The 16,097-nt window shown below is 58.4% G+C and carries 16 protein-coding genes, 1 other RNA gene and 1 pseudogene; 9 read left to right on the forward strand and 9 right to left on the reverse strand.

What is annotated here, in order from left to right:
• Positions 1–47 precede the first annotated feature (47 nt).
• Positions 48–1,241 (reverse strand): annotated as a pseudogene (locus tag AC4ANK_RS02445) (IS256-like element ISPsy17 family transposase); the annotation flags it as partial.
• Between the two features lie 65 nt (positions 1,242–1,306).
• Positions 1,307–2,293 (reverse strand): NADPH:quinone oxidoreductase family protein, encoded by a 987-nt coding sequence (locus AC4ANK_RS02450; RefSeq protein WP_002551567.1) that lies wholly within the window; start codon positions 2,291–2,293, stop codon positions 1,307–1,309.
• A 130-nt stretch (positions 2,294–2,423) separates the two neighbouring features.
• Between AC4ANK_RS02450 and AC4ANK_RS02455 the strand changes: the two genes are divergently transcribed.
• Positions 2,424–2,831 (forward strand): flagellar basal body-associated protein FliL, encoded by a 408-nt coding sequence (locus AC4ANK_RS02455; protein WP_002551568.1) that lies wholly within the window; start codon positions 2,424–2,426, stop codon positions 2,829–2,831.
• A gap of 6 nt (positions 2,832–2,837) precedes the next feature.
• Here the strand turns inward: AC4ANK_RS02455 and AC4ANK_RS02460 are convergent, their stop codons facing one another.
• Positions 2,838–3,287, reverse strand: coding sequence for an EVE domain-containing protein (locus AC4ANK_RS02460; RefSeq protein ID WP_002551569.1), 450 nt, complete (start codon positions 3,285–3,287; stop codon positions 2,838–2,840).
• Between the two features lie 193 nt (positions 3,288–3,480).
• On the opposite strand from AC4ANK_RS02460, the gene AC4ANK_RS02465 reads away from it, so the two are divergent.
• A complete protein-coding gene (locus AC4ANK_RS02465) occupies positions 3,481–3,633 on the forward strand; it encodes a hypothetical protein (protein ID WP_002551570.1) in 153 nt (50 codons plus the stop codon).
• Positions 3,634–3,678: 45 nt separating this feature from the next.
• On the opposite strand, the gene AC4ANK_RS02470 is transcribed toward AC4ANK_RS02465, so the two are convergent.
• The 4 genes from AC4ANK_RS02470 to AC4ANK_RS02485 all read right to left on the reverse strand — a co-directional run bounded on the left by AC4ANK_RS02470 (position 3,679) and on the right by AC4ANK_RS02485 (position 5,129).
• The gene (locus AC4ANK_RS02470) at positions 3,679–4,290 is read right to left on the reverse strand and encodes a 5-formyltetrahydrofolate cyclo-ligase (RefSeq protein WP_002551571.1); all 612 of its coding nucleotides are present in this window, start codon (positions 4,288–4,290) and stop codon (positions 3,679–3,681) included.
• A 94-nt stretch (positions 4,291–4,384) separates the two neighbouring features.
• Positions 4,385–4,563: non-coding RNA, 6S RNA (ssrS, locus tag AC4ANK_RS02475), on the reverse strand.
• A 30-nt stretch (positions 4,564–4,593) separates the two neighbouring features.
• Entirely contained in the window at positions 4,594–4,923 is a 330-nt protein-coding gene (locus AC4ANK_RS02480; RefSeq protein WP_002551572.1) for a cell division protein ZapA, read from the reverse strand.
• The gene (locus tag AC4ANK_RS02485; protein WP_002551573.1) at positions 4,920–5,129 is read right to left on the reverse strand and encodes a TIGR02449 family protein; all 210 of its coding nucleotides are present in this window, start codon (positions 5,127–5,129) and stop codon (positions 4,920–4,922) included. Before AC4ANK_RS02485 ends, AC4ANK_RS02480 begins: the two co-directional genes overlap by 4 nt.
• Before the next feature lie 150 nt (positions 5,130–5,279).
• Here AC4ANK_RS02485 and AC4ANK_RS02490 point away from each other — a divergent pair, with 150 nt between their 5' ends.
• From AC4ANK_RS02490 to AC4ANK_RS02505, 4 genes are all read left to right on the forward strand, one after another.
• The gene (locus tag AC4ANK_RS02490; RefSeq protein ID WP_002551574.1) at positions 5,280–5,834 is read left to right on the forward strand and encodes a YecA/YgfB family protein; all 555 of its coding nucleotides are present in this window, start codon (positions 5,280–5,282) and stop codon (positions 5,832–5,834) included.
• A 75-nt stretch (positions 5,835–5,909) separates the two neighbouring features.
• Entirely contained in the window at positions 5,910–7,244 is a 1,335-nt protein-coding gene (gene pepP / locus AC4ANK_RS02495; protein WP_002551575.1) for a Xaa-Pro aminopeptidase, read from the forward strand.
• On the forward strand, positions 7,241–8,428 hold the full coding sequence (gene ubiH, locus AC4ANK_RS02500; RefSeq protein ID WP_002551576.1) for a 2-octaprenyl-6-methoxyphenyl hydroxylase: 1,188 nt from the start codon (positions 7,241–7,243) through the stop codon (positions 8,426–8,428). Before pepP ends, ubiH begins: the two co-directional genes overlap by 4 nt.
• 51 nt (positions 8,429–8,479) lie before the next feature.
• Positions 8,480–9,718, forward strand: a complete 1,239-nt coding sequence (locus tag AC4ANK_RS02505; RefSeq protein WP_002551577.1) for a 2-octaprenyl-3-methyl-6-methoxy-1,4-benzoquinol hydroxylase — start codon at positions 8,480–8,482, stop codon at positions 9,716–9,718.
• Positions 9,719–9,798: 80 nt separating this feature from the next.
• On the opposite strand, the gene AC4ANK_RS02510 is transcribed toward AC4ANK_RS02505, so the two are convergent.
• Both AC4ANK_RS02510 and AC4ANK_RS02515 read right to left on the reverse strand, forming a co-directional pair.
• Positions 9,799–11,150, reverse strand: a protein-coding gene (locus AC4ANK_RS02510; RefSeq protein ID WP_095077641.1) for an IS3 family transposase whose coding sequence is annotated in 2 segments (ribosomal slippage) — positions 9,799–10,691 and positions 10,691–11,150 — 1,353 coding nt in all. Because the reading frame shifts where the segments join, the coding sequence is not laid out codon by codon here.
• A gap of 189 nt (positions 11,151–11,339) precedes the next feature.
• On the reverse strand, positions 11,340–12,332 hold the full coding sequence (locus tag AC4ANK_RS02515) for an AraC family transcriptional regulator (RefSeq protein ID WP_057442997.1): 993 nt from the start codon (positions 12,330–12,332) through the stop codon (positions 11,340–11,342).
• A gap of 608 nt (positions 12,333–12,940) precedes the next feature.
• Between AC4ANK_RS02515 and AC4ANK_RS02520 the strand changes: the two genes are divergently transcribed.
• From AC4ANK_RS02520 to AC4ANK_RS02530, 3 genes are all read left to right on the forward strand, one after another.
• Positions 12,941–14,251 (forward strand): MFS transporter, encoded by a 1,311-nt coding sequence (locus tag AC4ANK_RS02520; RefSeq protein ID WP_002551578.1) that lies wholly within the window; start codon positions 12,941–12,943, stop codon positions 14,249–14,251.
• Positions 14,252–14,465: 214 nt separating this feature from the next.
• Positions 14,466–15,047, forward strand: coding sequence for an alpha/beta hydrolase (locus AC4ANK_RS02525; RefSeq protein ID WP_005734806.1), 582 nt, complete (start codon positions 14,466–14,468; stop codon positions 15,045–15,047).
• A gap of 79 nt (positions 15,048–15,126) precedes the next feature.
• Positions 15,127–16,077 (forward strand): sigma 54-interacting transcriptional regulator, encoded by a 951-nt coding sequence (locus AC4ANK_RS02530; RefSeq protein WP_002551580.1) that lies wholly within the window; start codon positions 15,127–15,129, stop codon positions 16,075–16,077.
• Positions 16,078–16,097: the final 20 nt, after the last annotated feature.

Raw genomic sequence — 16,097 nt, forward strand, 5'->3', positions numbered from 1 at the left:
AATCGGTCTCCGTACAGGATCGCAAATTGATTCATTGCCACTTTTCAGTCGTGTGCCGCATGACCCCAGTTGGCGGTGATGTTGCGCAACCCAAGCCATATCAGTTTCGTCGCGGCCTCATCGGTCGGGAAGTGCCCTCGAGTCTTGATGATCTTGCGTAACTGGGCATTGATGCTCTCGATGGCATTGGTCGTGTAAACCACTTTGCGGATGCCCGCCGGGAAAACAAAAAACGGTATAACCCGATCCCAGGCGCGACGCCATGCAGCAACCACAGTCGGATACTGCTTGCCCCAGGGGCCCGCTTCAAAGGCGTTAAGCTCTTGCTCAGCCACATCTGCATTGATCGCCTGGTAGATCGGCTTGAGTGCTTTGGCCAGTGCCCGACGTTTATCCCAAGCGGCATAGTCCAAGCTGTTGCGGATCAGATGCACGATGCAGGTTTGCAGCGTCGTGGCAGGAAAAACCGCCCCCAACGCCTCCGGTATTCCTTTGAGGCCATCCGTGACGGCGATCAGAACATCTTCAACGCCACGAGTCTTGAGGTCGTTGAACACCTTCATCCAAAACTTGGCACCCTCGGTGCTCTCGATCCATATACCCACAATGTCGCGCGTGCCATCAGGTAATACCCCCAGCGCCAGATAAATAGCCTTGTTGCACACTAACCCCTCGTCCCGGATTTTGACCCGTAACGCATCGAAGAAGATCACCGGATACATCGGTTCCAAGGGTCGTTGCTGCCAAGCGCTCACCTCTTCCATGACCGCATCGGTGACTGAGCTGATGAAGTCATGGGACACGTCAGTTCCATACTGCTCAGACAGAAAAGCGCGGATCTCACGCACCGTCATGCCCCGGGCGTACATGGCAATTATCTTGTCGTCGAAGCCTGTAAAACGGCGTTCGTGCTTGGGAATCAGGATCGGGGCGAAGCTACCATCGCGGTCTCTGGGGATATCCAGGCGAAGCGGCCCGTCGTCGGTCAGAACCGTCTTGCTGCTTTTGCCATTACGCTGATTGGTCGACTCCTCAGGGCGCTCCGCGCCCTGAGGGCAACCAAGGTGGTGACCCAGCTCGGCGCCTAGCGCACGCTCGATCAGAGCCTTCTTGAACGCCATGGACGCGTCTTGAATGGCTTCGGCGCTCATCGGGCCTTTAACAAACTGCTCGATCAGCTCTTGGGGAATCGAGGGCAACTCCCTCGCTGTTGCATTGGCGGACTTCTTTTTGGTCGGCATACATGCACCTCTAGCTACATGTTATGCCCGAACACAAAATTTCTGACAGTCTCTTTAAGCAGGTTTCAGGCAGTCTTGCCAACCAAAACCACCACCTTCCCCACAGCCCTGCGCTCACCCAACAAATCAATCGCCTCCCCAGCCTTTTCCAGCGGATAAACCGTCGACACCAGCGGCTTCAATTTCCCTTCTTCAAACCACGCAAACAGCTGCTTGAAGTTCGCCGCATTGTCCTGCGGTTGTCTCTGCGCAAACGAGCCCCAGAACACGCCGACCACCGATGCGCCTTTGAGCAGGGTCAGGTTGACGGGCAGGTCCGGGATGCGGCCGCTGGCGAAGCCGACGACCAGCAGGCGGCCGTTCCAGGCGATGGCGCGGATGGCCTGGTCGAAGAGGTCGCCGCCGACCGGGTCGTAGATGACGTCGGCGCCGTTGCCGTTGGTGAGGCGTTTTACTTCGTCCTTGAGGCTGGTTTCGCTGTAGTTGATCAGTTCGTCTGCGCCTGCGTTTTTGGCGACTTCAAGTTTTTCAGCGCTGCTGGCGGCGGCGATGACGCGTGCGCCGAGGGCTTTACCAATTTCCACGGCGGCCAGGCCCACGCCGCCGGATGCGCCGAGCACCAGCAGGGTTTCGCCGGCTTGCAGGTTGGCGCGTTGTTTGAGCGCGTGCATGGAGGTGCCGTAGGTCATGCTGAACGCCGCAGCGGTGGTGAAGTCCATGCTCGTCGGTATCGGCAGTACGTTGTAACCGGGTACAGCGACCTGCTCGGCAAAACTGCCCCAGCCGGTGAGCGCCATCACGCGGTCGCCGGGCTTGAGATGGGTTACTTTTTCCCCTACGGCTGATATCACGCCTGCTGCCTCGCCACCCGGCGAGAAAGGGAAGGTTGGCTTGAACTGGTATTTGCCCTCGATGATCAACGTGTCGGGAAAGTTGACCCCTGCGGCGTGCACGTCGAGGAGGATTTCGTTCTTTTTGATCTCGGGGCCTGGCACGTCTTCAAGCACCAGCGTGCTGGCCGGACCGAAGGCTTTGCATAACAGGGCTTTCATTAGGCTATTCCTTTTTCGGTAATGGCCGATAAAGTGAGTTAAGTGGGTTCTCGGGTCAACAAGCATGGCCCGGCCTGATAAGCACACATAAGCTGTAAGCTACGTGGCAAACCGTATTAAGGAGTGGACTGTGAAAGCGTGGATTCTGGTATTGCTGGCCTTGTCATTGCCTGTCATGGCGCAAGAGGAAGCCAAGGAAGAAGGCGGCCCGCCCAAAGCGGCCTATGTCTCGCTGACGCCGCCGTTCGTGGGCAACTACGCGCTGGATGGCGGCCCCAAGCTGCGCGTCTACAAGGCTGACATCGCGTTGCGTGTAACGGGTGCCGATGCCGAGGCGGCGGTGAAGCGCAATGACGCCTTGATCCGTAATCAACTGGTGTCGTTGTTCACTCAGCAGACGGTTGATTCCATGAGCAGTGCCGAGGCGAAGGAAAACATTCGTCAGGAAGCGCTCAAGCAAGTGCAGCGCGTCATGAACGATGAAGAAGGCAAGCCGATTGTTGAAGACTTGCTGTTCAATAACTTCATCGTTCAATAACGCTTGTCAGCGCAGTGCCAGGATCGCCGCCCATTGTTCGGCGGTAACGGGCATCACTGAAAGCCGACTGCCTTTTTGCACCAGAGGCAGTTGCTCCAGCTGGCTTTGTTGCTTCAGATAACCGAGCCCCAGCACGCTCTTGAAGATATCCACAAACTCGACGTCTATGGCACTCCACGGGTTTTTATCCGCGCTGGCCTTGGCGTCGTGATAGTGGCTGTCGGGGTCCAGCGCAGTGGGGTCCGGATAGGCGGCTTTGGCGATTTTGCCGATGCCGGCGATTCCCGGCTCCGGGCAACTGGAGTGGTAGAAAAAGAATTCGTCGCCCTCTGCCATGCTCCTTAGAAAATTACGCGCCTGATAGTTGCGCACCCCGTCCCAGCGAGCGTTACCCCGTTTTTGCAGGTCGCTGATCGAGAATTCGTCAGGCTCGGACTTCATCAGCCAATAGGCCATTGCTCTCTCTCCAGAGACAAAAGTTCACGGTATTACCGACAGTTTGATCACAAACCGACAGTCGGCTTGCGCCACTATTTGCGTACTGGTTCACGTTACCGCAAAATGCCGCCCTTTAAAGCTCCACGCTGTTGCACGGCCTATACAAAAACCGATGCTGACATCGTATTGATTTGCCTAAGGAGGGCAGTCAATGAAACGCAAGCCTGATTTACTCTGGATTCTGGTTATTCTGTTTGGCTTGGGTGTCGTGACAACCGGTTATGCGCAAAGCTTATGGACCAGCAAGGATGACGCTCCAGTCGAAATCACTCAACAACAGCAAAAAAACCCCGGCAGGCATTAAGCCCTGCTTCTGCTCTGATCGTTGATTGCCCTGTTGGCTGAACGATCAGAGTATCTGTGTCAGATACCAGCCTTTATCAGATACCGTGCCTTGCAGCGGTACATCCCAACTGGCCTGCGCCAGTCGATCCACTTTCTGACATTCGTGAGCCAGCCCGAGTAGAACCGGTTTGCGCCAGGCCTTTCTGCGCGCCAGATACGCCAGGCTGCGGTCATAAAACCCACCGCCCATGCCCAGGCGACCGCCTTCGTTATCGAACCCTACCAATGGCATAAGCACCAGATCGAGTGCCCACACCTGGCGTTGTTTCGCACGGTTGATGAGAGGCTCGGGAATGCGGAAGCGATTGGGGATGAATTTCTCGCCGGGACGCACGCGCTGAAAAACCATGCGCGTGCGCGGCCATGCATTGAGCACCGGCAGGTAAGTGGCCTTGCCGCGTCGTTGTGCTTCACGCAGTAACAGCCTAGGGTCGATCTCGCCATCCATCGGCAGGTATAGCGAAACATGCCGGGCACGTCGGAACAGCGGATGCTGCGCCAATTGGCGGTAAACATCGCGGGCGGCTGCGCGTTGCTGGCTGCGACTCAACGCCCTGCGTGCCTTGCGTAGCTGGCGGCGCAGTTGCGGACGTGTAAGCGATTGGGCGCTGATCATGAGCAGAAGGTCATGCAGGCTGATCCGGGAAGGGTGTTGAAACCAAGGCAGGATCGTCGTTGCCAGACAGCAGGGCTGGCAACGAACTGAATATGGACTCCCCGACGAACCGCTGTCGGTTTAGCCCTTGAACCCGAAAGTTCAAGGTGGAGATTGCAGGAGGTTTTAAGGCTTTCCGTCGAGCGGACATGCACACCAACCCCAACGTGCAACCCCCGTGGTTGTGCGTATCGGCTCAGGGACATGACCGACTGGCAAGCACTCCAGGGAGCAGCGCGAGTATACAGAAATGCCCCGCAATAATCAGCCCCGAGTTGAATCCGGTGTGCCGGGCGTGTCTGTGGCCAGCACCAGATCGACCTTGTCGAGCAGATCGCGGACCTGTTCGCGAGTCGAACCGCTGGTCTGTACGTCAGGCAAATGTTCTTTATGCAGCAGGTCGTGAGTGATGTTGAGCGCGGCCATCACGGCGATGCGATCGGCACCGATGACTTTGCCGCTGCTGCGGATTTCACGCATCTTGCCGTCCAGATAACGGGCGGCGCTGACCAGGTAGGTGCGCTCTTCCTGAGGGCAGATGATCGAGTATTCCTTGTCGAGGATCTGAACGGTAACGCTGTTGCCATTGCTCATGAGTCTTGCTCCAGGGCTTTGAGGCGCGAAATCATTGACTCGACCTTCTGCCGGGCGATTTCGTTTTTTTCAATGAGTTGGGCGCGTTCCTCGCGCCAGGTCTTTTCCTGAGCTAATAGGAGTGCATTTTGGCCTTTAAGTTGCTCGGCATACTTCAGGAGCAGCTCCACACGTTTCATCAGCGCTTGCAGGTCGGTGTCTTCCATTGTTTTCCACTGAATACTTTCTGATGAATGGCAGGGGAGGCGATGCTTGTGCTCAAGCTCGAACCGCCGTCCGGGTGATCTTGTCGCGCGGATAGTCTAGGATACAAGGCCTTCATTCTAGACATTGCGCCGTTTGGCGACTAGCTACCCATGCCCATTCAGAATTCTCCGTACAAAGCGTTCGCCACTCTGCTTAACAGTGGCGGTCACCAGGTATCCCCTGCCGAGCTGCATGGCCTGCTGCTGGGGCGTAGTTGCGCGGGTGCCGGTTTCGACAACGAAGGCTGGTTTGCCGATGCTTCGGTGCTGCTGGAAACCGAGCCGCAAGACAATATCAGCCAGGCGCTCATCGGCTTGCAAGAGATGGTCAAGGGCGAACTCACCGGTGACGACATGACCGTCGTGCTGTTGCTGCCGGGCGACGATGAGCCGCTGACCGAGCGTGCTGCCGCGCTGGGCCAATGGTGTCAGGGGTTTCTGGCAGGCTTCGGTCTGGCCATTGGCGACAAGACGCTCGGCACTGAAGCCAAGGATGTTCTTGAGGATCTGGCGGCCATTGCCCAGGTGCAGGATGCACTGGACGAGTCCGAAGACGGCGAGACCGACTATATGGAAGTCATGGAATACATGCGCGTAGCGCCATTGTTGCTGTTCACCGAATTCAATGAGCCTGCTGCGCCGCAACCCAAGCCTTCTCTGCACTGATTGCCCATCACTGCGATACCGGCCCGCGCTGACGACAGTGCGGCCCGGTAGACTCCATCAGGACTCCTGCTGCCCATGATTCAGATCCCGAAGTCCGAATACGCCCGCCGCCGCAAGGCTCTGATGGCTCAGATGGAGCCGGACAGCATTGCCATCCTGCCTGCTGCGGCGGTTGCCATACGCAATCGTGATGTCGAGCATGTCTACCGGCAGGACAGTGACTTTCAGTACCTCAGCGGCTTTCCCGAGCCGGAAGCGGTGGTGGTGCTGATTCCCGGACGCGAATATGGCGAGTACGTTTTGTTCTGCCGTGAACGCAATCCCGAGCGCGAATTGTGGGAAGGTCTGCGCGCCGGACAGGAAGGCGCGATCCGCGATTTCGGTGCGGACGATGCATTCCCGATCAACGACATCGACGAAATTCTGCCGGGCCTCATCGAAGGCCGTGACCGGGTCTATTCGTCGATGGGCAGCAACCCTGAATTCGACCGGCACCTGATGGACTGGATCAACGTGATCCGCTCCAAGGCGCACCTCGGTGCCCAGCCGCCCAAGGAATTTGTCGCGCTGGATCATCTGTTGCACGACATGCGCCTGTACAAATCGGCGGCCGAAATCAAAGTCATGCGCAGCGCGGCGGACATCTCTGCGCGTGCCCATGTGCGAGCAATGCAGGCCTGTCGCGCAGGACTGCACGAGTTCAGCCTGGAAGCCGAGCTGGATTACGAATTTCGCAAGGGCGGTTCGAAGATGCCTGCCTACGGCTCGATCGTGGCCTCGGGGCGCAACGGTTGCATCCTGCATTACCAGCAGAACGATGCCGTTCTCAAGGATGGCGATTTGGTGCTGATCGATGCGGGCTGCGAAATCGACTGCTATGCCAGTGACATCACCCGGACGTTTCCGGTGAGCGGCAAGTTTTCTCCCGAGCAAAAAGCTATCTACGAGCTGGTGCTCAAGTCTCAGTATGCGGCTTTCGAGGCCATCGGCCCCGACAAGCACTGGAACCAGGCGCACGAAGCGACGGTCCAGGTTATTACCGCAGGGCTGGTCGAGCTGGGTTTGCTGCGAGGCGACGTCGATCAGTTGATCGAGAGCGAGGCCTACAAGATGTTTTACATGCACCGTGCCGGGCATTGGCTGGGCATGGATGTGCACGACGTCGGCGAATACAAGGTCGGCGGCGAGTGGCGTGTACTGGAGGTCGGCATGACGCTGACTGTTGAACCCGGGATCTACATATCCCCCGACAATCTGGACGTCGCGAAGAAATGGCGAGGTATTGGTGTGCGAATCGAAGACGACGTGGTTGTAACCAGGCAGGGCTGTGAAATCCTGTCCGGTGGCGTGCCCAAGACCGTCGCCGAGATCGAGGCGCTGATGGCGGCTGCAAAGGCACAGGTCGCATGAGCCGCTTTAATATTGCCATCGTCGGCGGCGGATTGGTGGGCGCAAGTCTCGCGCTTTCACTGCAGGCCGGTGCCAGGGCGCGCGGCTGGAAAATCGTGCTCATCGAACCTTTCGCGCCGGGTGAGGCCTGGCAGCCCAGCTACGATGCGCGTTCTTCGGCACTGTCGTTCGGCTCGCGACGCATCTATGAGCGGCTTGGCCTCTGGCAGCAGATATCCCGCCGCGCCGAGCCGATTCTGCAAATTCAGGTCTCGGACCGTGGCCGCTTCGGCGCTACCCGTTTGTCTGCGATCGAAGAGGGTGTTCCGGCGCTCGGCTACGTAGTCGAGAACGCCTGGCTCGGTCAGGCACTGTGGGCGGCGCTGGATCGTGATGTCGTCAGTTGGCGTGTGCCGGCCGAGGTCAGGCACATGCAGCCGCTGGCCGATGGTTATCGCCTGAGCCTCAGTGACGAAACCGAACTGGATTGTGATCTGGCCGTGCTGGCCGATGGCGGTCGCTCCAGCCTGCGCGAGCAGCTGGGTATTGGAGTGCGGCAACGGCCCTACGACCAGCATGCGCTGATTGCCAATATCACGCCGAGCGAAGCGCATTGCGGGCAGGCGTTCGAACGTTTTACCGAGGACGGGCCGATGGCGCTGCTGCCATTGCCGGAAAACCGCTGTGCGCTGGTCTGGACGCGTCCGGGCAACGATACCCAGCGCCTGGCCGAGCTGGACGACCGCAGTTTTCTGGAAGAGCTGCAGGGCGTGTTTGGCTATCGCCTGGGCACGCTGCGTCAGGTCGGTGCACGGCATGTCTACCCCCTGGCGCTGATCGAGGCCGAAGAGCAGGTGCGTTCGCATCTGGTGATTCTGGGTAATGCGGCGCACAGCCTGCATCCGGTTGCCGGGCAGGGGTTCAATCTGTCCTTGCGTGACGCCGATGCACTGGCCGGGACGCTGCTGGACAGCGCCGCGCCGCCCGGTGAGTTGTCTACTCTGCAGCTCTACCGTGAGCGTCAGCGTCATGATCAGCAATTGACCGTGGGCTTCTCCGACAAGGTGACACGCCTGTTCGGCAGCTCCCGGTCGGCGGTTGCCACCGGGCGTAACGTCGGGTTGCTGGGCCTGGACCTGTTGCCAGCCGCCAAGCGCTGGTTTGCCCGTCAGGCGATGGGCCTGGGGACTCGATCCGATGTGTGAATCACACACTTTAAACACACGGCTTCGGCCGCAAGCGAGAACGGTTTGACCATGGAAACGCGCGCAGATGTGCTGATTGTCGGAGCCGGAATGGTCGGCAGTGCCCTTGCTCTGGCGTTGCAGGGCAGCGGTCTTGATGTGCTGGTGGTCGACGGTGGGCCGCTGAGCGTCAAACCCTTTGACCAACACTCGGCTTTCGAGCCACGGGTCAGTGCCTTGTCGACAGCCAGTCAGCGAATTCTTCAGCGGCTGGGCGTATGGGAAGGCATCGCGGCCCGTCGCATCAGCCCGTACGCGCACATGCAGGTCTGGGATGGCAGCGGCACCGGGCAGATTCACTTCTCTGCCTCCAGCGTGCACGCTGATGTGCTGGGCCATATCGTCGAGAACCGCGTGGTGCAGGATGCGTTGCTCGATCGCCTGCATGAAAGCGACATCGGCTTGCTGGCCAATGCGCGGCTGGAGCAGATGCGCCACTCCGGAGATGACTGGCTGCTGACCATGGCCGACGGTCGCCAGTTGCGCGCACCGCTGGTGGTTGCCGCCGATGGTGCCAATTCGGCGGTGCGCCGCCTGACCGAAACGCCGACCCGTGAGTGGGATTACCTGCATCACGCTATCGTCACCAGTGTGCGCACCGCTGATTCCCACAGGAAAACTGCCTGGCAGCGTTTTACCGACGACGGTCCCTTGGCTTTTCTGCCACTGGAGCGCGAGGGCGAGCACTGGTGCTCTATTGTCTGGTCAGTCACACCGGCTGAAGCCGAGCGCCTGATGGTGCTGGAAGATGACCTGTTCTGTCGTGAACTGGAGCAGGCATTCGAGGGGCGTCTGGGTCAGGTAGTGTCTGCCGATGAGCGCGTTTGTGTGCCACTGCGTCAGCGTCACGCCAAGCGTTACGTTGCCAGGGGGTTGGCGTTGATTGGCGATGCGGCACATACCATTCACCCGCTGGCCGGGCAGGGCGTGAACCTGGGCTTTCTCGACGCAGCCGTGCTGGCGCAAGTCCTGACCCACGCTGCCGGGCGTGGCGAACGCTGGTCTGACCTGCGCGTGCTGGGCCGCTACGAGCGTCGTCGCATGCCGCACAACCTGGCGCTGATGGCCGCAATGGAAGGCTTCGAGCGGCTGTTTCAGGCTAACCAATTGCCACTGCGCTGGTTGCGTAATACCGGTTTGAAAATGGTCAACCGGATGCCCGAAGCCAAGGCTCTGTTCGTGCGCGAAGCGTTAGGGTTGTCGGGAGATTTGCCTGAGCTGGCGCGGATTGAGCCCGCCACTACTCTATAGGGTCGGACGCGGAGCGTCGCACGATAGTTGAAGATCGTTCCTCACGCTCCAGTGAACTGCCCCCCAAAAGTTGGACGGTTTTAGCTTGCCGCCTGAGCCCTGTATTTTACGGGGCTTTGGCCGTTGAGCTTCAGCTTGATGCGGTCATGGTTGTAGTAGTGGATGTACTCATCCAGACCTGCTTTCAACTCATCGATGCTTTCAAACTGTTTCAGGTAGAAAAACTCGGATTTCAGTGTACCGAAAAAGCTTTCCATTGCCGCATTGTCCAGGCAGTTGCCCTTACGGGACATGCTTTGTTTGACGCCTCGTACCGATAGCTTATGGCGATACTGCGCGTGTTGATACTGCCAGCCCTGGTCCGAGTGCATCACAAGCTTCGGCTCGTCCTGCAACTGCTGAAGCGCCTTGTCCAGCATGCTGGTGACCAGCTCAAAGCTCGGCCTTGTCGACACTTCATACGCCACGATTTCACCGTTGTACAAGTCCATCACGGGTGAGAGATACAGCTTTCGATTGCCTACCTTGAACTCAGTCACATCGGTCACCCACTTCTGGTTCGGGCGTTGCGCGCTGAAATTGCGCTCCAGCAAATTCGGCGCAATGGTTCCGATTACGCCCTTATAGGAGCGGTATTTTTTGGGGCGCACCACTGATCGCAGGCCCAGTTCTGCCATCAGTCGTTCTACAACCTTCTTGTTGACCAAAATACCTGCAGTGCGAATGACCGCCGTGATACGCCGAGCGCCATAAAGGCCTTTCTCCTCGTGGTAAATGCTTTCGACTAACTGTTTCAAAGCAGCATAGGGATCGGGTCTGGATTGCACCTGAACCTGATAGTAAAACGTGCTGCGTGCCAAGCCCGCCAGCCTCAGCAGAGCGCAAAGCGGGAACCGGCCCCTCAGTTGCTTGATGCTCAGGGCTTTTTCGGTTGCCGTCGTTTCTGCTCCTTCAGCTCTTCCAACTTTTTTAGGTAAGCGTTCTCCATGCGCAGATATTCAAGCTCGCTCATCAACTGGTCGCGCGTCTTCTGCGTATCGTCGGCGGTTACTGGTTTGGCGGGATAAGGCTTCTTTGGCATGGCGACAGGCTTTCTTCTGGCAGGAACATACGGGGCTGTACCGCTACTGTAATGCCGCTTTTCCCAAATGACTATTTGGCCGGGATCCCCGATACCAAAATGCGCAGCGGCCTGACGGAGCGATAGCTTGTGTTCACGCCTGTGCTCAAGCACTGAGCGCTTGAAAGCTTCGCTGTATCGAAGACCAGGCTTGCGATGGCCGGTGTGACCATGACTCTTGTAGTTAGCGACCCAGCGTCGAAGCAGGCTGAAATCGATCGAGAACTGGCGGGCTACCATACGAAAGCCCATGTTGTCTTCAAGATACGCTTTGACGACAGTGAGCTTGAACTGCTCTGAATACTTACCCATTTGAACACCCCCGTGAGGTCGGATTGGTGTCCAACTTCTTGGGGGCAGTTCACCAGCGTGGGAATGCCTTGCGTGACGCTCTGCGTCACAAATCTGCGCCGCGCCGCCTATTCAGGATAGGACGCAGAGCGTCCAGAAACGCAAGCCGACGCGGAGCGTCGCACGATAGTTGATGATCGTTCCTCATGCTCAGCGCACCAATCCGTTGCGATACTGCCCTGGTGTCAGTCCGGTCCAGCGTTTAAAGGCGCGGCTCAGGCTGGTGGTGTCGGTAAAGCCCAGCAGGTAGGCGATTTCGCTCAGCGAGCTTTGCGGATCGTTCATGTGCAGCAATGCCAGGTTCTGGCGGCATTGATTGAGCAGCAGGTCGTAACAGCAGCCCTCGTCGGCCAGATGACGTTGCAAACTGCGCGTGCTCAGGTGCAGGGCTTCGGCGATGGTTCTGACGGTGGGTTCGCCATCCGGCAGAAGGGTTTCGATGGCCGAGCGCACGCGCTGCTCCCAGATCAGCGAAGGTAACGGATCGCCCCTGGATTCCTGCCCGTTTACCTGTACCGGGCCGTCATCCAGGTGGCTGTCGAACTGATCACCGCCAAATTCCAGCAAGTTCTCCTGCGCCGCGAACATCACCGGCGAGCGGAACAGATCCTGCCAGGGCTGCGGATTATCAGGTGCGGGACGTTGCAGATGCACCGCCAGCGGCGCGTAGCCCCTGCCTAGCCGGTTGCGGCAGGTGCGCACATAAATGGCGGCGAATGCATCCAGCAACTCATGAGCGGGTAGCTGACACGATTTCGGCGTGCCGAAGCGGAATTCATAGCGCTCGCCCACCGTTCTGAAGTCCAGCTCCAGAGAGTCCTCAGCCATTGAGCGGTAACGTACGATGCGTTCGAAAACCTCGCGCAGTGAGCCGCTGGCCACCAGCGTATAGCCCAGCGCGTGGAACGACGTGGGGCTGACAAAGCGCGAGACACGCAAACCCAGGGTTGGATCGAGGCAGGCCTGTACCGCTCGCTCCCAGAGGTCGGCGGTGATGTCTGAGGGAAACTGTGCGCCGGGATCACCCAGCATACTCGGGTCTATGCCAGCGCTCTGGCACAACGTGTTGCTATCCACGCCCAAGGCATCGAGCTGCCTGCGCAATGCAGGGGTCCAGCTGGCGAGACTGCTTGGCTCAGGCATGTGGACGCCTCTCCCTGACATGAGGTGATTCAGCGTCGGGCTGTGCCGACATGGTTTCGCGGGGCATTTCCGTTGCCTGACGCCGTGACCAAGAATGAAAGCTTTTGTGACAGTTGTACAAGTCTTTAGACACGTTTCTTGCCATCGGGCGGCAATCGTCACGTGTCAGGGGCGTCGGGCAGCGCTGAATAGGTCAAAGCGGCCTATGAATACGCTTCGACCAAGCAGTTGTCGTATAACAAAAAAACCGAGCCTTTTCAGTAAACCTCCGCGGGCCCTTTTCCTGAGGAAGCCGAGCGTTGATGTCATTTGACACTGGCATGGCAAATGACTATAAATGCGCCATGTTGTACGACAACCTAAGACTTGCAGAAAATTACAACCACAAAAATAATTCAAAGAGTAACAAGTCCATGACCAGTCTGATTTCTCAGGCAATAAAAAAGTTTATATCCTCCGTTTTTTCGACTTTTTCGCACGATTATCGGCGAATTACCTCGATAACCCTGCCTGAACCGACCGTAATCTGAAGTTACATAAAACCAGCCGCCTCACGGTCATGGCCGCGGGACGCTCATCGCCAATCTAAAAATAAACAGGGTGAAGAGATGAAAATAAAAGGCATTCGGTGGTGGATGGTGGGGCTGGTAACAGCTGGCCTGGTCGTCAACTACCTTGCACGCAACACGCTGTCCGTCGCAGCGCCGACGCTCATGAGCGAACTGAGCATTTCCACCGAACAGTACGCGCACATCGTCGTCGCCTGGCAGCTGTGCTACGCCATCATGCAGCCGGTGGCGGGCTACATTATCGACGCCATCGGCACCAAAATGGGTTTTGCGATTTTTGCCATTGCCTGGTCGGCTGCCTGCGCTGCCGCAGCGTTCGCAACCGGCTGGCAGAGCCTGGCCATCTTCCGTGGCATGCTCGGGCTGACCGAAGCAGCGGGCCTGCCGGCAGGCGTCAAGGCCACGACCGAATGGTTTCCGGCCAAGGAGCGTTCGGTTGCCATCGGCTGGTTCAACATTGGCTCGTCGTTCGGCGCATTGCTTGCGCCCCCGCTGGTGGTCTGGGCCATCCTGCAAAGTGGCTGGGAGCTGGCGTTTCTGATTGTCGGTGGCCTGGGTATCGTGTGGAGCGGGCTATGGCTGCTGTTGTACAAGCACCCGCGTGACCAGAAGCGTCTGGGCGATGCTGAGCGTGACTATATTCTCAGCGGCCAGGAATCGCGCCTCAAGGATGCACCTGCCCAGAAAGGCAGTTGGAAACGCCTGTTCAAGAACCGCAATTTCTACGCTATCGCTTCGGCGCGCATCCTGTCCGAGCCCGCTTGGCAAACCTTCAACGCGTGGATCCCGCTGTACCTGATGACCGAGCGCCACATGAACATCAAGGAAGTCGCGATGTTCGCCTGGCTGCCGTTTCTGGCGGCTGACATCGGCTGTGTACTGGGCGGTTATCTGAGCCCGCTGTTTCACAAATACTGCAAGGTGTCGCTGTTCACATCTCGCAAGATGGTCATGCTGTTCGGCTGCTCATGCATGATCGGCCCGGCCTGTATCGGGCTGGTCGAAAGCCCTTACACCGCTATCGCATTGCTGTGCATCGGCGGTTTCGCGCACCAGACCCTGTCGGGCGCACTGTACTCGATCACCTCCGATTCGTTCGGCAAGAACGAGGTGGCCACAGCGACCGGGATGGGCGGAATGTTCGGCTTTTTCGGGGCGGCGGCGTTCACCATGGTGTTCGGCGTGCTGGTCACCAAAATCGGCTACAGCCCGCTGTTCGTGGTGCTGGCGATTTTCGATATCGTCGCCGCCATTGTGGTGTGGACCGTCGCCCGCGAAGTGCCGCAGAACGACGAGGCCGTGGCGCTGAGCGTTGATGAATCGGGTTCTCGAACTGTTCCCGCAACTTGAGGCCGTCGTAATCCTGTAACGAAGCGCGGATATTCTCTGCGCTGAAAGTGATTTTTTATTAGAGGCCGTTCCTCGAAGGCAGGGGACGGCTTCTTTTTTTGCCTGACAGCTGATATTCGTTTTAGGAATTAATAAATAGCTTCTTATTCCTTAGCGAATATAACTTCCATCCCTATACTCGTCTCATGAACGCATACATGCAGGAGGCGAATCCATGCATAACGAGTCGATCCGGTATCTGATCGTGCCAGGCTGGCAAGGGTCTCCTGATGATCATTGGCAGACCCACTGGCAAAACAGCCTGCCCAACAGCACGCGCGTGGAACAGGCCGACTGGCTCAAACCACGCCGTGAGGACTGGGTGGGCGAGTTGCAACGCACGATTGCAGCGCACAGCACGCCGGTGATCCTGATCGCTCACAGCCTGGGTTGCGTGACAGTCGCGCATTGGGCACAACTCGCACCGCTGGAGACTCTGCGTCAGGTGCAAGGTGCGTTGCTGGTAGCACCTGCTGACGTCGAACGTCCGAATTGCCCGCCTGCATTGCGTAATTTTGCGCCGATCCCTAATGATCTGCTGCCGTTTCCGACACAAATTGTCAGTTCTGACAACGACCCTGCGGTCAGCTCTCAGCGCGCTATGGAAATGGCCCGTCACTGGGGGGCGGAAGTCGGATTTCTGAGTCAGGCCGGGCATATCAACGTCAAGTCCGGACATCAGCGCTGGGAGCAGGGGTTCGCCTACCTGTACCGGCTGCAAAACCGTCTGGAGCAGCATGCGCGTCGTCGCGCATGAGCGGAGCTTGTTTATCGACCCAACGGGTCCTGTCTTTTAAACGCTTGAGCCGTCGCAAGGGCTCAGGTGGGAGTGTGTCATGAGCTTTCACGAAAATTTCGGTCAGCCGCTGCTGACTTTCCCCGATGCAGAAAAAAGCCCGCTGAGCATTCGTGCCAAGGCGCTGGTATTCATCGACCCGCGCTCGCGCCGTTTACGCGAAGAAATGGAACAGCTGGCGCCTCGTTCGCTGCCGGTCTTGATCCGTGGCGAGTCCGGGACCGGCAAGGAATTACTGGCGCGGCATATTCATCGCGGCAGTGATCGCTCGGGCTTGTTCGTTTCAGTCAACTGCGGTGCCATCAGCCCGACTTACGCCGATGCGGAGTTGTTCGGTTATGCCGCCGGAGCGCACAGCGGTTCGGTCAGCAGTCGGGCCGGCTGGTTTGGCTCGGCCAACGGCGGCACTTTGTATCTGGATGAAATCGGCGACCTGCCACTGCCCATTCAGGTCAAGCTGCTCGCCGCCCTGGAAAACCACGAAGTCACGCGAGTGGGCGCGCACCAGCCGAGCCCGGTCGATGTGCGTCTGGTAGCCGCCACCAGCATCGATCTGGCACAGGCGGTGGCTGCCGGAAAATTTCACGAGCGGCTTTATCACTACCTGAGCGAGGGGCGTCTTGACCTGCCGGCGTTGCGCGAGCAACCGGGCAATATCCTGCCGCTGGCCGAATATTTTGTCGGTATCTACAGCCAGCGCCTCAGCCTGCCTGTGCAACTGATCAGCGAAGACGCGCAGCGCACGCTTGAAGCCCACAGCTGGCCCGGCAACACCCGTGAGCTGGAGAACGTCATTCACTTTGCCTTGCTGGTCAGCAGTGGCGACGAAATTCGGGCTGAAGATATCAATCTGCCGGATATTGCCGCGCCGCTGACGCTGATCGAGCGTCAGGCCAGGTTGTTGGTGAGCAGCGGGGATCGCGAGCAGCTTTGCGCGCTGCGGCGATTGCTCGAAACGGTGACATCGCAGCTTGAGCAGAACCCTGCGTGAAGGCGTGAGACAAAAAGATA

It is taken from the genome of Pseudomonas sp. Pmew2 (assembly GCF_058129885.1).

Coding starts and splice junctions, on each gene's coding strand:
- AC4ANK_RS02450 (WP_002551567.1), bottom strand. CDS start 2,293: ATGAAAGCCCTGTTATGCAAAGCCTTCGGTCCGGCCAGCACGCTGGTG.
- AC4ANK_RS02460 (WP_002551569.1), bottom strand. CDS start 3,287: ATGGCCTATTGGCTGATGAAGTCCGAGCCTGACGAATTCTCGATCAGC.
- AC4ANK_RS02465 (WP_002551570.1), top strand. CDS start 3,481: ATGAAACGCAAGCCTGATTTACTCTGGATTCTGGTTATTCTGTTTGGC.
- AC4ANK_RS02470 (WP_002551571.1), bottom strand. CDS start 4,290: ATGATCAGCGCCCAATCGCTTACACGTCCGCAACTGCGCCGCCAGCTA.
- AC4ANK_RS02480 (WP_002551572.1), bottom strand. CDS start 4,923: ATGAGCAATGGCAACAGCGTTACCGTTCAGATCCTCGACAAGGAATAC.
- AC4ANK_RS02485 (WP_002551573.1), bottom strand. CDS start 5,129: ATGGAAGACACCGACCTGCAAGCGCTGATGAAACGTGTGGAGCTGCTC.
- AC4ANK_RS02490 (WP_002551574.1), top strand. CDS start 5,280: ATGCCCATTCAGAATTCTCCGTACAAAGCGTTCGCCACTCTGCTTAAC.
- pepP (WP_002551575.1), top strand. CDS start 5,910: ATGATTCAGATCCCGAAGTCCGAATACGCCCGCCGCCGCAAGGCTCTG.
- ubiH (WP_002551576.1), top strand. CDS start 7,241: ATGAGCCGCTTTAATATTGCCATCGTCGGCGGCGGATTGGTGGGCGCA.
- AC4ANK_RS02505 (WP_002551577.1), top strand. CDS start 8,480: ATGGAAACGCGCGCAGATGTGCTGATTGTCGGAGCCGGAATGGTCGGC.
- AC4ANK_RS02515 (WP_057442997.1), bottom strand. CDS start 12,332: ATGCCTGAGCCAAGCAGTCTCGCCAGCTGGACCCCTGCATTGCGCAGG.
- AC4ANK_RS02520 (WP_002551578.1), top strand. CDS start 12,941: ATGAAAATAAAAGGCATTCGGTGGTGGATGGTGGGGCTGGTAACAGCT.
- AC4ANK_RS02525 (WP_005734806.1), top strand. CDS start 14,466: ATGCATAACGAGTCGATCCGGTATCTGATCGTGCCAGGCTGGCAAGGG.
- AC4ANK_RS02530 (WP_002551580.1), top strand. CDS start 15,127: ATGAGCTTTCACGAAAATTTCGGTCAGCCGCTGCTGACTTTCCCCGAT.